General features: G+C 67.0%; 8 protein-coding genes and 1 pseudogene. 5 read left to right on the top strand and 4 right to left on the bottom strand.

Translation table 11 applies throughout. The annotated features are described in order from the left end of the window. Positions 1–26 precede the first annotated feature (26 nt). Both ACW18B_RS20360 and ACW18B_RS20355 read left to right on the top strand, forming a co-directional pair. Positions 27–635 (top strand): EF-Tu C-terminal domain-related protein, encoded by a 609-nt coding sequence (locus ACW18B_RS20360; RefSeq protein WP_492051806.1) that lies wholly within the window; start codon positions 27–29, stop codon positions 633–635. Between the two features lie 349 nt (positions 636–984). Next, positions 985–1971: a sensor histidine kinase gene (locus ACW18B_RS20355; protein ID WP_492048815.1), complete on the top strand. Its 987-nt coding sequence runs from the start codon at positions 985–987 to the stop codon at positions 1969–1971. A 99-nt stretch (positions 1972–2070) separates the two neighbouring features. Here ACW18B_RS20355 and ACW18B_RS20350 read toward each other — a convergent pair whose 3' ends face one another. The 4 genes from ACW18B_RS20350 to ACW18B_RS20335 are packed head-to-tail and all read right to left on the bottom strand — an operon-like array spanning position 2071 to position 8226. Then, on the bottom strand, positions 2071–2556 hold the full coding sequence (locus ACW18B_RS20350; RefSeq protein ID WP_492048814.1) for a GNAT family N-acetyltransferase: 486 nt from the start codon (positions 2554–2556) through the stop codon (positions 2071–2073). Further along, positions 2553–5657, bottom strand: coding sequence for an efflux RND transporter permease subunit (locus ACW18B_RS20345; RefSeq protein ID WP_492048813.1), 3105 nt, complete (start codon positions 5655–5657; stop codon positions 2553–2555). Before ACW18B_RS20345 ends, ACW18B_RS20350 begins: the two co-directional genes overlap by 4 nt. Further along, a complete protein-coding gene (locus tag ACW18B_RS20340) occupies positions 5657–6718 on the bottom strand; it encodes an efflux RND transporter periplasmic adaptor subunit (RefSeq protein WP_492048812.1) in 1062 nt (353 codons plus the stop codon). The genes ACW18B_RS20345 and ACW18B_RS20340 overlap by 1 nt, the downstream gene beginning before the upstream one ends. 11 nt (positions 6719–6729) lie before the next feature. Continuing rightward, entirely contained in the window at positions 6730–8226 is a 1497-nt protein-coding gene (locus ACW18B_RS20335) for an efflux transporter outer membrane subunit (protein WP_492051804.1), read from the bottom strand. 510 nt (positions 8227–8736) lie between these two features. Here ACW18B_RS20335 and ACW18B_RS20330 point away from each other — a divergent pair. The 3 genes and pseudogenes from ACW18B_RS20330 to ACW18B_RS20320 all read left to right on the top strand — a co-directional run bounded on the left by ACW18B_RS20330 (position 8737) and on the right by ACW18B_RS20320 (position 13809). Continuing rightward, positions 8737–11739, top strand: coding sequence for a TonB-dependent receptor domain-containing protein (locus tag ACW18B_RS20330; protein WP_492048811.1), 3003 nt, complete (start codon positions 8737–8739; stop codon positions 11737–11739). A 265-nt stretch (positions 11740–12004) separates the two neighbouring features. Next, positions 12005–12085 (top strand): annotated as a pseudogene (locus ACW18B_RS20325) (hypothetical protein); the annotation flags it as partial. Positions 12086–12333: 248 nt separating this feature from the next. Continuing rightward, positions 12334–13809, top strand: a complete 1476-nt coding sequence (locus tag ACW18B_RS20320; protein WP_492048810.1) for a M20 family peptidase — start codon at positions 12334–12336, stop codon at positions 13807–13809. Positions 13810–13820 lie beyond the last annotated feature (11 nt).

Genomic DNA, 13820 nt, shown 5'->3' with positions numbered 1-13820 from the left:
TCGGCGAACAGTCGATCTTCGCGCTGATGCAGACGGTTGACGACTACATCCCGCAACCGGCCCGTCCGCTGGACCTGCCGTTCCTGATGCCGGTCGAAGACGTGTTCTCGATCTCGGGCCGCGGCACGGTTGTGACCGGCCGGATCGAAAAGGGTATCGTCAAGGTCGGCGAAGAAGTCGAAATCGTCGGCATCCGTCCGGTTCAGAAGACGACCTGCACGGGCGTTGAGATGTTCCGCAAGCTGCTGGACCAAGGTCAAGCCGGCGACAACGTGGGCGTGCTGCTGCGCGGCACCAAGCGCGAAGACGTCGAGCGCGGCCAAGTGCTGTGCAAGCCCGGTTCGATCACGCCGCACACCAAGTTCGTGGCCGAAGCCTACATCCTCAACAAGGAAGAAGGCGGCCGTCACACCCCGTTCTTCACCAACTATCGCCCGCAGTTCTACTTCCGTACGACGGACGTCACCGGGATCATCAAGCTGCGCGAAGGCGTGGAAATGATCATGCCGGGCGACAACGCCGAGCTGGACGTCGAGCTGATCACCCCGATCGCCATGGACCAGGGCCTGCGCTTCGCCATTCGCGAAGGCGGCCGCACGGTCGGCGCCGGCGTGGTGGCCAAGATCGTCGAGTAATCGATCGATCTTCAGCGACAAGCTGATCTAAGGCGAAGGCCCCGGCGGAAACGCCGGGGCCTTTTGCGTTGGGGGGGCGGGGCACAGCCGCATAGTTGAAATACCGCAAGTGGAAAGAGCTGGGCGTCCAGATTCGAAGCCGCCTTGTGGTGAAATGTGTCGGGTATCCCACAATGCAGATGGTGAAATTCAGCTAAAGCTCGTTTCTTCGCTCAGTAAAAACTGAACGATCCGGCGAACCTCGTTTTGAAAGGCTCGGGAATACCCCCTGTGTCGGCCGCATGTTGACGTGCACCGCAAAGCTGTCAAACAGAGTGCGCCTATAGACGGGGCGAGCCGCGAGGACCTTATGATCAGTCTCTGGAGAGAGCGCTCCACGCTCTTTCGCTATGGCTTCGCGGCCGCCATGACCTTGCTCGCCTTTGCGGTGCGCAGGGGTCTGGACAACTGGTTCCCGCCGGGTTTCCCCTACCTGACCTTTTTCCCCGCCGTCGTCGTCACCGCCTATTTTGTCGGCTTGCGACCGGCCATTCTGTGCGCGGGGCTTTCGGGTCTGGTGGCGTGGTATTTCTTCATCCCGCCGGTCAACAGTCTCGACATCAATTTCGCCACTGCCGTGGCCCTGGCCTTCTATGGCTTCGTGGTGGCGGTGGACATCTTCTTCATCGACGGCATGGCCAAGAGCGTCCGCGAACTGGAGGCCGAGCGTCTTCGCTATGCCCAACTGGCCGAAAGCCGCGACCTGCTCTACGCCGAGCTGCATCACCGGGTGAGCAACAATATCCAGGTGGTCGGCGGCTTGCTGCGCCTGCAGGCCGCGGGCGTGACCGACGGCCAGGCGCGCCATGCCCTGAACGAAGCGGGCGGTCGCATCGAGGTCATCGCGCGCATCCAGCGCGACCTGCACAACGCCGTGGGCGATCCCGCGCCGTTCCGGATTTTCGCCAAGACCCTGCTGGAAGACGCGCTTCGGGCCGCGGGCGCCGAGGCGACGATCATCCTGGGCGGTGGCGACGCGCCCCTGCATTCCGATCAGGCGACGCCTGTCACCCTGGTCCTGCTGGAATGCTTCAACAACACCCTCGAGCACGGTTTCGCCGGCGGACGGGTCGGGACCGTGCAGGTTCAGCTGGACCAGAGCGGCGAGCAGCACGTCCTGACGATCCGCGACGACGGTGTCGGACCGCCCGAAGGCTTTGATTCCCGAACCTCGACCAGCCTGGGATTGCGTATCGTGCGCGCGATGGCCAGCCAGCTGGGCGGCCAGTTCGAGATGCTGCGCGCCGAGGGCTGGACCGTCAGCCGCCTGACCTATCCGGCCCGCGCCGACATCTAGGAGCATCGTGCGGAAAAGCGGACGCCGGTTTTCCGCAAAACCGATGCGAAACCAAAAACCTGGAGCAAGGCGCGTGAGTCCGATTTCACGCGCCTTGCTCTAGAGACCCTGGTGGTAGAAGCGCGTATCCACCGCCATGCGGGGAAAGGCGGATGGCAGGTCTTCGGGTGCTATCTGGGCAAAGCCGCTCTTCTCGTAGAACCGGTGGGCGGCCAGGAAGCGGTCGGTTGTGCCCAGATAGACATCGGCCACCGCATGGGCGCGTGCATGGTTCAACGCGGCGCCCAGCAGGGCCCTGGCCGCGCCCGCCGCGCCTCGCCCCTGCGGGGCGACGAACATCTTGCGCAGGGCCACGGCGGAGCCGCCGATGTCTTTCAGGGCGATTGAGCCGACCATCACGTCGTCCAGCGTCGCCACCCAGAAATCGCCGGACCCGGTCTGGTAGACGTCCGGGATCGCGGCCAGATCGGGCTGGTCGTCGGCGGTGATCGACAGGCCGAACTCCTCACGCTGGATCGACAGGATCAGGGCGAGGACCGCAGCGGCGTCATCCGCCGTGAACCGGCGAATGACGACCTGACTCACGGACGGTCCGCCGCCGGCGTCGCCGGAGCCTCTCGCGGCGTCGTCAGCTTGCCCAGCTTGGGGGTCAGCCAGCGCTCGAAGTCGTCGATGATCTCATAGACCACCGGCACCAGCACCAGGGACAGCACGGTCGAGGTGATCAGTCCGCCGATCACCGCCACGGCCATCGGTTGCCGGAACTCCGAACCCTTGCCCAGACCCAGGGCGGTCGGCAGCATCCCGGCCATCATCGCCAGGGTGGTCATGATGATCGGCCGGGCCCGTTCGCGGCAGGCTTCCAGGATAGCATCACGCTGGCTTTTGCCGGCCCGCTCCTCCTCGATGGCGTATTCCACCAGCAGGATCGAGTTCTTGGCCGCCAGACCCATCAGCATCAGCAGACCGATCAGGGACGGGATCGACATGCTCATGCCGCAGGCCAGCAGGCCCATGAAGGCGCCGCCAATGGCCAGGGGCAGGGCCGACATGATGGTGATCGGCTTGAAGAAGCTCTTGAACAGCAGGGCCATGACCCCGAACACCAGGAACACCGCCGACAGTAGGGCGATGGCGAAGCCGCCGAACAGCTCGCCCATGGCTTCTTCGGTGCCGCCTGTGGCCTTGGCGACGCCCTTGGGCAGGTTCTTCATGATCGGCAGGTTGTCGATGTCGGCGGTGGCCGAGCCCAGCACGACGCCCGGCTGCAGGTCGGCCTCGGTGGTCAGCTGGCGCTTGCGGCCATAGCGTTCGATCTTGGCCGGACCGGCCTGGAAATCGACATCGGCGACGCTGTCCAGCCGGGTGAAGGCGCCTGAGGCCGTGGGTACCTGCAGGCCCTTGATCCGGGCGAGGTCGGTGCGGACAGAGTCGGGCAGGCGCACGCGGATCGGCAGACGACGCTCGCCGTCGGTCAGCTTGGCCACATTGGCGTCGATGTCACCCACCGTCGCCACCCGGGCGATGGCGGCGATGTCGGCGGTCGAGACGCCCAGGCGAGCCGCCTCGGCGTCGCGCGGGCGAATGACGATCTCGGGTCCGCTGGGCGGGGAGGCGGGACGTGGGTCGGCGATGGTCTTGAGCCCGCGCATCTGCCGCTCCAGGGCCAGGGCGGCGCGCTCCAGGGCGGGGCCATCCTCGCTGGTCAGGATGGTCTGAACCTCGGCCGCGCCGTCGTCGCTGAGCAGATTGACCCGCACATCGGGCAGATCCATCAGCTTGTCGCGCATCAGGGCCTTGATCTCGGGCACCCGCAGCTCGCGCTTGTCATGCAGCACCACGGTGACCGTGCCGTCGCGAAGGTCGCTGCCGCCACTGCCGCCGCCGGGCCCGCCGGAGGCGATCACCGAACCGATCTGGGCGAAGACGTGGGCGGTCTCGGGGCGGGCGCCAAACAGCTTGGTGATGGACTGGACAGCCCGGTCCATGTCGGCCGCCGTCGCGCCGGGCGGACCCTGGACCTTCAGATAATAGTAGTTGTTGTTGGCCGGGGGCTGGAAGCCGGCCGGCAGGCCGCTGGCCATGAAGATCGAACCGGCGAAGATCACGCCGCCGATGATGCAGCTGACGATCCGGTGGTCCAGCGCCCATTCCAGCACGCCGCGGTAGCGACCCTCGAAGGGTTTGCGCGGCTTGGGGTGGGCGGCGGGCTTGAGGAAATAGGCGGCCAGCAACGGGGTCAGCAGGCGGGCGACCACCAGCGAGAACAGCACCGCCACGGCGACCGTCAGGCCAAATTCGCGGAAGAACTGGCCCGGTATGCCCGGCATGAAGGCCACCGGGGCGAACACGGCGACGATGGTGAAGGTGGTGGCCACGACGGCCAGGCCGATCGAGTCGGCGCCGACCATGGCGGCTTCATAGGGGCGCTCGCCGGTGGCGACCCGCTTTTCGATGTTCTCGATCTCGACAATGGCGTCGTCGACCAGGATGCCGATCACCAGGGTCAGGCCCAGCAGGGTCACGACATTGAGCGAGAAGCCCATGATCGCCATGAAGATGAAGGTCGGGATCAGCGACATCGGCATGGCGATCGCGGTGATCGCCGTAGCCCGCCATTCGCGCAGGAACAGGAACACCACCAGGGCCGCCAGCAGCATGCCTTCCAGCAGGGTCGATTCCGTGGCGGCGAAGCTGGCGCGGGTGTCGTCGACGATCGAATAGATCTTGGTGAAGGTTACGTCCGGATGGGCCGCCACCAGCTTTTCGATGGCGATCTTGATGCCGTCCTCGACGCGAACGTCGCTGGCGTCCTTGGTCTTGCTGACCTGAAAGGCCACGACCGGGCGGCCATCGAGGCGGGCGAAGGACCGGGCCTCGCCCGCGCCGTCGCCCACCTGGGCGACGTCGACCAGACGCACAAAGCGCCCGCCCGTCGTGGGAATGGTCAGGGCGCGCAGCTGATCCACGGTGCTGGAGGCGGCCAGCACGCGGATGGTCTGTTCGCGATCGCCGATGGTGACGCGTCCACCGGGCGCATCGAGGCTGAACCCCGCCAGGGCGGCGTTCAGCTGCGGCGCGGTGAGGCCGGCGGCGGCCATGCGGTCGGGATCGATGATGATGTTGATCTCGCGATCCACACCGCCGACCCGGGCCACCTGGGCCACGCCCTTTTCACCCTGCAGGGCGCGGCTGATGGTGTCGTCGACGAACCACGACAGCTCGCTGATCGACATGCTGGGCGAGGACACCGCGTAGGTGATGATCGGCAGGGAATCCAGGTCGACGCGCTGGACGATGGGCTCGTCGATCTCGCGCGGCAGCAGGGCGCGCGACTGGTCGATCTTGGAGCGCACCTCGTCGGTGGCCTTTTGCAGGTCCTCGCCGATCTCGAACTCGATCGAGGTGGTCGAGACGCCCTGCACCACTGAGGAGCGGATGCTCTTGACGTTGGAGATGCCCGAGACCGCGTCTTCCACCTGTCGGGTGATCTGGGTTTCCATCTCGCCGGCGGCGGCGCCGCTCTGGGTGATGGTGACGGCCACCAGCGGGAAGGAGACGTTGGGATACTGCTTGATCGGCAGCATCATATAGCTGGCGATGCCGGCCAGGATCAGGGCGATGAACAGGACCGCGATCGGGATCGGGTTCTTGATCGACCAGGCGGAGATACGGATCTGGGCCATTAGCGCGCCGCCTTGCCCGCGGCGTCGGTCGGGCGCACCAGGTCGCCGTCAAGGGTAAAGGCCGAGCCGCCCAGCAGCACCCGCGAGCCGACCGCCGGCCCCTCGAGCAGTTCGACCCAGCCGCCGCCGCGCTGACCGGTGCGCACCGGCGTCTGGCGGGCATGGTTGGTGGCGTCGATAGTGACCAGGGACGAGCCCTCGGCGTCATAGCGGATCGCCGTTTCCGGCGCGGCCTTCACCGTACGGCCCGAAGCGCCGAAGATGGCGCGGCCGAAGCCGCCCGGGCGCAGGTCGGAATCGAGCGGCAGGCGGATGCGCACCGTGCCCAGGCGCGTCGCGGGGTCGATCTGCGGGCTGATGATGCGAATGGCGCCGGACACCGTCTTGCCGCTGGGCAGGGTCACCTGCGCCGACTGGCCGACCCGCAGGTCCGACAGCTGGGCTTCGCTGACCTCGGCGTCCAGCTCCACCAGACCGTCGCGGGCGATGCGGAACCACGGCGTGGCCGAGCCGCTCGAGATATCGCCCGGGCGGACCGTGCGTTCCAGCACCCGGCCGGCGACCGGCGCGGTGATGGTCATCCGGGTCGAACGGGTGCGCAGTTCGGCCAGGGCGGCCTCCTGGGCCTTGGCGGCGAAGCGGCGGCTTTCGATCTGTTCTTGCGACAGGATCCCCTGACCATCGAGGTCGGCGACCCGCGCGGCCTCGGCCTGGGCCTGGGCCGTGACGGCGGCCTGCTGGGCGATCTGGGCTCGCAGCAGGGTGTCGTCCAGCTGCACCAGAGGCTGGCCGGCGCGCACCCAGGCGCCTTCCTCGACCAGCACCCTGGCCACGCGATAGCCGCTGAGCTCGGAGCCTACGGCGGCTTCTTCACGGGAGATCAGCTGACCTGAGGCCTCGAAGCCCGCGCCCAGCGTCCGGTTCTCGACCCGGGCGACGGTGACCGTCCTGGCCTGGGCCTTGGCGGGCGCCGCGGCGGCAGGCGCGTCTTTCTTGTCCCCGCAGGCCGTGAGGCCCAGGGCCGTCGTCAGTAGCAGGGCGGCGATCAGGGGGCGGGTCATCAGGGCGGATCTCATTGAGCGGAAGCCTTGGCGGGGAGCGTTTCGGGCGACCAACCGCCGCCGAGCGCCTTGTAGGTCTGGACGGCGCGTTGCAGCGCCTGACCGCGCGCGCCGCTGAGCGCCGTACGGGCGGCGCGCCAGGCCTGTTCGGTCTGCATGGTCGAGGTCAGGTCGATCAGGCCGGCGGCGTAACCCCGACGGCTGGCCTCCTGGGCGGCGGCGGCGCGGCGTTCGCCTTCGGTCAGCAGGGCGACCTGTCGCTGGTCGGCCGCGAGCTGGAGCAGGGCGCCCTCGGCCTCGCCGAACGCGGTCTGGACGGTCTTTTCATAGGTGACGGCGGCCTGCTCGGTGCGGGCGTCCTGGGCGTCGATATCGGCCATCAGGGCCGGGATGTTCAGCACCGGGATCGACAGATTCAGGCCGATCGACCAGGCCGAGCTGGTGGTCGAGCTTGTGGCGCCCGGGGTCAGGAAGCTGGGTGAGACCGACTTGGTCAGGCCCACGCCCGGGGCCAGGGTGAAGGTGGGAAACAGCGCCAGCTCGTTGACATTCAGATTGGCCGAGGCCGAGGCCAGGCGGGCCTGGGCCTCACGCACGTCGGGGCGCCGGGCCAGCAGGGCGCTGGGCAGGGCGGCGGGGGGCGGCGGGGCGTCGGCCAGGGTGGCCGTCACCGGCAGGCTGGCCAGAGGATCTATCCCGCGCCCGACCAGGATCAGCAGGCTGCGCCGGGCGACCTGAAGCTGGGCGTCCAGACTTTCGACCTGGGCGTCGGCCTGGGCCAGATCGGCGGCGGTGCGATCGGCGTCCGAGCCCGGCGACAGACCCAGTCGGCTCTTCTTGCCGGCCAGATCGGCCAGCGTTCTGGCGATGCGGGCGCTTTCGCGGGCGTCGTCCAGTTGCACGGCCAGGACGCGCGCCTGGAAATAGGACTGGGCGACATTGGCCGCCAGGGCGGCGCGGGCGCCTTCATAGGCAAAGCGGGCGGCGGCCAGGTCGTTGTTGACCACCTTCATCGCCGTGCGGCGGCGGCCGATCAGATCAAGCTCCCAGCTGACATCGAAATTGGCGCCGTAGCTGTCGCTGTCACCGCCCTGGGTGAAGCCGCCCGGCCCGCTCTGGTCCTGGATCTGGGTGTGGGTGCGGCTGGCCGAACCCTTGAGGGGCGTGGACGGAATATAGAGTTGCCGCACCTGGCCGCGGCGCAGGGCCCGGGCTTCGTCGAGGCGGGCGGCGGCCAGGCGGGTGTCCTGGCTCTGCTCGAGCGCGGCCTCCACCAGCTGGATCAGGGCCGGATCATTGAACGTGGTCCACCAGCGATCCAGCGCCTGATCCGGCAGAGCCGCGCCAGCGGGCGCCGCATAGGCGGCGGGCAGGCGGGTATCGGCGGATCGCGGCGCCGAGACGCAGGCGGACAAGGTCAGGGCCAGGACGCCTGCTGCAGAGATCACGCGCGCGATCGAACCTGAAGGGCCTGCGCGCCCAGCGGCGTTCGTCGCGGCGAAAGTCATGAAGTCTATAACCTGCTCTGTGGCCATCGGCGCTCGCCGGCGCGACCTACTACGCTCCAATTAGGCGTGTCCCGCGTTCGAGAAAACCCCTCAATCTATCATTGATCGGTGGACGAGCGCCCGCTTCGATGCGTCTTGGCGGCTCCCGTTGCGGAAATGTGTCAGCAGCTTTACGGGGCTGTGACGAAACCGCTCAGTCGCGCACGGCGGTTGACGTATCGTAACAACATACCTCATCATCGAAACACGTGTTCGAATTTCGATACGAACGCCGCTTCGAGTCAGAAATCGAAGCAGTAGCTTGCATTTTCAGTATCTGATCATGGAGGCCTCAGGGGTGGCGGCTGTGTGCGGCGCATCATCATATTTCGAAAATGCTGCAACGCCAGATTTCGGCGCCTATGGCGGGATCTGGCGAGCGCGGCTGCGTCCGCGAAAACCCGACGACTGAGACCCGTCCAGGTCCTCAAAAAATTGCGTCAAAAAAAGCAAAAGAGGGAGGGAAGCAGAATGAAAAGAACCGTGTTCCTGCGCGGCGGCTCGTCACTGGCTTTGGCTGTCGCCATCGCCACCGGAGCGGCTCACGCCCAGTCCAGGCCTGACACCACGCCCACCGAGGTTGAGGAAGTCGTCGTCACCGGGTCCTTTATCCGGGGCACGCCCGAAGATGCGGCCCTGCCGGTCGATGTGATCGGCGCCGAGGAGCTGCAGAAGCGGGGCTCCCCATCCACTGTCGAACTGCTCAAGGCCCTGTCGGTGTCCAGCGGGATCCTGGGCGACACCAATCAGTTCGATAGCCGCGCCCAAGGGTCTGAAGGCTCAGGCTCGGTCAATCTTCGCGGCCTGGGCTCGCAGCGCACCCTGGTGCTGCTGAACGGTCGCCGGCTGGCGATCAACCCGTTCGGCGCGGCGGGAGCCGGCATTGTCGACACCAACATCATTCCCGCCGCCGCCATCGGCCGGCTGGAAGTGCTCAAGGACGGCGCGGCGGCGACCTATGGCTCGGACGCCATCGCCGGCGTCGTCAACTTCATCACCAAGAAGAACTTCAGCGGCCTGGAAGTGGGCGCCGACTACCGGGTGATCGACGGATCCGACGGCGACTACAGCCTCAACGCCACCTACGGCAAGGTCTGGGACAACGGCAACTGGCTGCTTAGCGCCGGCTGGCAGCATCGCTCCAAGCTCAGCGTCGCCGAGCGTGACTGGGCCAACCAGCCCTATCTGTCCAATCCGGAAGCCGGATGGTCGGCGGCGGGCAACCCGTCGACGATGATCCCGCTGGCCAGCACCACCAGCGGCATTCGTGACAATGGCTGCTCGGGGCTGGGCAATACCCCGGGCTTCAGCGGCAATACGCCGATCTGCTACTGGCACTACACCCCGTTCGATAATCTGGTCGAAAAGTCCGACGGCATCCAGATCTACAGCGAGGTCAATGCCGACCTTTCCGACAAGACCAGGTTCCATGTCGAAGTTCTGTACGCTCATACCGACGTGCCGGAGTGGAATACCTCGCCGTCCTACGCCGCCCTGGCTGTGCCGACCATCGAGGTCGCGCCGGCGGCGTCGCTGGCCGGTCGGTATTATGTGCCGGCGTCCAATCCGGGTTTGCAGGCCTTCATCGCGGCCAATCCGACGGTTTCGCTGACCAGCCTGGTCACCGGGGCGACCACCACCGCGCCCAGCTCGATCCTCGGCTTTGGCGCCTTGAGCGTCGCCAACCGGCCGTTCGGCGTCGGCGGCAACCCGGGCTTCGGCTACGGCCCCTCGATCGGCTCGCGGTCGTTCGATGCGTTCCGGGTTTCGGGGGATCTGAAAGGCGAGTTCGACAACGGCATAGGCTGGGAAATGGCCCTGACCTATTCCCAGGAAGTCGGCATCCGGACCGGCTATGACACCCTGGTCAACCGGTTCGCCCTGGCCCTGCAGGGGCTTGGCGGGCCGACCTGCGACAGCAACCCCTCCACGCCGGGCATCCAGGGCACGCCGGGAGTCGGCGGGTGCCTGTATTACAACCCGTTCTCCAACGCGATCCCGGGCAACGCCATCACCGGCGTCGCCAACCCGGGCTACAATTCAGCGGTCAGCAACAATAACAAGGACCTGATCAACTGGTTCTTCCAGAAGCTGTCGACCAAGCAGTCGTCGCGCCTTTTCGTCGGCGAGGCCGTGCTGAACGGCAAGACCGAAATCAGCTTGCCGGGCGGCGACATCGCCTGGGCCGCTGGCGTGCAATATCGCCGGACCTACTTCAAGGCCGACTACAACGACATCAGCAATGCGGCGATCAATCCGTGCGTCAACACGCCAGACTTCGGCGTCACCACCTGCACGGGCTCGGCCCGCAACGGCCCCTTCATGTTCCTGGGCGTCGGCAACGAAGCCGACAATCAGAGCGACGTGATGGCCGCGTTCGGCGAACTGTCCCTGCCGATCACCGACACCTTCCAGGCCCAGCTGGCCGCCCGCTACGAGGACTATGGCGGCTCGGTGGGCTCGACCTTCAATCCCAAGGCCTCGGTGCGCTGGCAGGCCTTGCCCTGGATGGCCGTGCGCGCCTCGGCGGGTTCGACCTTCCGCGGTCCGCCCGATCCGGTGACCACCACCACCTCGGTCACCTCGCTGCAAGGCATTCTGGGCGTGTTCCGGGCCGTGGACATCTTCGGCAATCCTGGCCTGGACCCGGAAAAGGCCAATACCTACAATGCCGGTCTGCTGTTCAAGGCGGGCAATCTGAAGGCGAGCGTCGACTACTTCCAGTTCGACTTCAAAAACCCGATCATCATCGAGCCCGTGGCCGGCATCGTTTCGGCGCTCTATCCCAACGGCGCGGCCGGAGCCAATAACTGCGCCGACCCCGCCTATGCGGCCCTGGCGGCCCGGTTCACCTTCAACACCTCATGCTCGGCGCCCAGCAGCATCGCCCGCCTGAAGACCAACTATATCAATGGCGCGGCGGTGAAGAATTCGGGCTTCGACTTCTCGGTCGACTACCGGTTCGACAACGTCCTGGGCGGCGAACTCGCGGTCGGCGGCAACGCCACCTACATCCGGGAGTACAAGGTCGGCGCCACCACGGTTGAAGGCATCGTGGTTGAAAAACCCTTCGACGCCGTGGGCCTGCTGAACTACCAGACCACCCTGGTGCCGATCCCGCAGTGGAAGGGCGATGTGTTCGCCGAGTGGAGCATGGGCCCGCACAATCTGCGCGCCACCGTCCACTATATCGACTCCTATGCCGACCAGCGCACCGCGCCGTTCGCCACCAACGCCTACAAGGACCCGACGGGCGCGGGGGTGACGGTTTCGGCCGGCAAGAAGATCGACGCCCAGATCCTGACCGATCTGGCCTATCGGGTGTTCCTGCCCTGGGACACCACCCTGACGGCGGCGATCACCAATGTGTTCGACAAGGACCCGTCCTATGCCCGTCTCGATCTGGGCTACGACCCCTTCACCGGGGATCCGCTGGGCCGGACCTACAAGCTGGGGGTCCGCAAGAAGTTCTAGGGTTTCCAGTTTCGGGAAACAGGAGCGCGCCTCGAAAGGGGCGCGCTCTATCCCGTTCTGGGGGAAGGACGGGCGGAGCCTAACGCTTCCCGCCGCTCGCAAGGTTTGCTGTCGTGCGGTGAGGTCCAAGGTCCGCATTCCGGACGGGCGGCAATTCCCGTTCCCGAGCGAGGCTGTGTAAAAACCCGCTGACCACTGCGGCCTGGCGAGCCGGCGCGAGCGCGCGGCGAGGTCGGCGTCAGGCCTGGATCGCCTCCATCAGCGGCTCCACATCCTGGCCTATAACATCAAGCGGGTGATCGCGATCTTGGGCGTGGCGCCACTGATCCAGGCGATGCAGACCTGAGAGCGGGTCTGCTGACCATCCCTCCTCACGCGCAGCGCTCGCCCCGCCGCGACGAAAAGCCTCCTGGAAGGCGCGTTTCCACACGGCCGCCACCCCGCTCCGCCGTTCGCAATGTCCGCTGTTCGGACGCCGCCGCTCCGATGGAGGCTGGCGCGCCTTTCGTTTCGGCCCTTAGGGGAAGTCGGGGGATTGGCAAGGCGGCCGCGCCGCCGCACAGTCTGAAACAAGTGTTCGGGGGAGACGCGTCGATGGGTATCGCAGGCAAGGCCGGGTTGACGGCGCTGGGACTGGTGCTGGCTGTGGCCGGCGTGGTGGCGGTGCGCACCGCCACCTTCAAGCCGCCGGCGGCTGTGGATGTGGCCGGGGCGAGGCTGGCGCCCGCCCGGCCGGTCGACACCGCCAAGGCCGTCGCCAACCTGGCCCAGGCCGTGCGCTTCCGGACCATCAGCCATCAGGACAAGGCCGACGATCAGCCCGCCGAGTGGGACAGGCTGCACGCCTGGCTGCAGACCACCTATCCGGCGGCCCACAGGGTGATGACCCGCGAGGTGATCGCCGAGCACACCCTGGTCTATACTTGGCCCGGCTCCGATCCGGCGCTCGCGCCCATCGTGCTGATGGCTCACCAGGACGTGGTGCCGGTGACGCCGGGCAGCGAAGGGGCCTGGACCCATCCGCCCTTTGACGGCGTGGTCGCCGACGGCAGTGTCTGGGGCCGCGGTTCGATCGACGACAAGGGCTCGCTGATCACCCTGTTCGAGGCCGTGGACGCTCTGGCGGCCGGTGGCTTCAAGCCCGTCCGCACGGTGATCCTGGTCAGCGGCCATGACGAGGAGGTGCGCGGGGTCGGGGCGCGGGCCGCCGCGAGCCTGCTCCAGTCGCGCGGGATCAAGGCCCAGTTCGTGCTCGACGAGGGCATGGTGGTGGTCAAGGACAACCCGGTCACCGGCAAGCCTTCGGCGATCATCGGCACGGCCGAGAAGGGCTATGCGACGATGAAGATCGTCGCCCCGGCCGTCGGCGGCCATTCCTCGGCGCCGCCGCCGCAGACCGGTGTCGCCACCCTGGCGCGGGCCGTGCTGGCCATTGCCGACAAGCCGTTTCCGATGAGGTTCAGCGGTCCCGGGGCCGACATGCTCAAGGCCCTGGCTCCGCACGCCTCGCCGGTGGTCAAGATGGCGGCGGCCAATACCTGGCTGTTCGCGCCGCTGCTGATCAAGGTCACCGGCAAGACCCCGGCCGGGGCGGCCATGCTGCACACGACGATCGCCCCGACCATGCTCAAGGGCAGCCCCAAGGAGAACGTCCTGCCGCAGGACGCCACCGCCTGGATCAATTACCGCATCGCGCCGGGCGACACCTCCGCCAAGGTGATGGCCCAGGCCAGGGCGGCGGTGGGCGATCTGCCGGTCCAACTGTCCTGGACCAAGACGCCCGATGAGCCCTCGAAGGTGTCGTCGACGGATTCCGAGGCGTGGAAGACCCTGGCCGGTCTGGCCGCCGACGAGAGCCAGGCTCCCGTGGTTCCCGGCCTGGTCACCGCCGGCACCGACAGCCGCTATCTCGCTCCGGTGGCCGACGACGTCTATCGCTTCCAGCCGCTGGTGCTGTCGGTGAACGACACCAAGATGATCCATGGCACCGACGAGCATATCAGCATCGACAATGTGCAGCGGATGGTGCGGTTCTATCAGCGTCTGGTGGAAACGGCGGCCGGGCGATAGGCGGACTGTCG

The organism is Caulobacter sp. FV2ps19 (assembly GCF_058681035.1).
Note: the sequence above shows the minus strand (reverse complement) of the source record. Positions and strands in the feature narration are given on the sequence as shown.

Coding starts and splice junctions, on each gene's coding strand:
- ACW18B_RS20360 (WP_492051806.1), top strand. CDS start 27: ATGCAGACGGTTGACGACTACATCCCGCAACCGGCCCGTCCGCTGGAC.
- ACW18B_RS20340 (WP_492048812.1), bottom strand. CDS start 6,718: ATGACCCGCCCCCTGATCGCCGCCCTGCTACTGACGACGGCCCTGGGC.
- ACW18B_RS20320 (WP_492048810.1), top strand. CDS start 12,334: ATGGGTATCGCAGGCAAGGCCGGGTTGACGGCGCTGGGACTGGTGCTG.
- ACW18B_RS20345 (WP_492048813.1), bottom strand. CDS start 5,657: ATGGCCCAGATCCGTATCTCCGCCTGGTCGATCAAGAACCCGATCCCG.
- ACW18B_RS20330 (WP_492048811.1), top strand. CDS start 8,737: ATGAAAAGAACCGTGTTCCTGCGCGGCGGCTCGTCACTGGCTTTGGCT.
- ACW18B_RS20355 (WP_492048815.1), top strand. CDS start 985: ATGATCAGTCTCTGGAGAGAGCGCTCCACGCTCTTTCGCTATGGCTTC.
- ACW18B_RS20335 (WP_492051804.1), bottom strand. CDS start 8,226: ATGACTTTCGCCGCGACGAACGCCGCTGGGCGCGCAGGCCCTTCAGGT.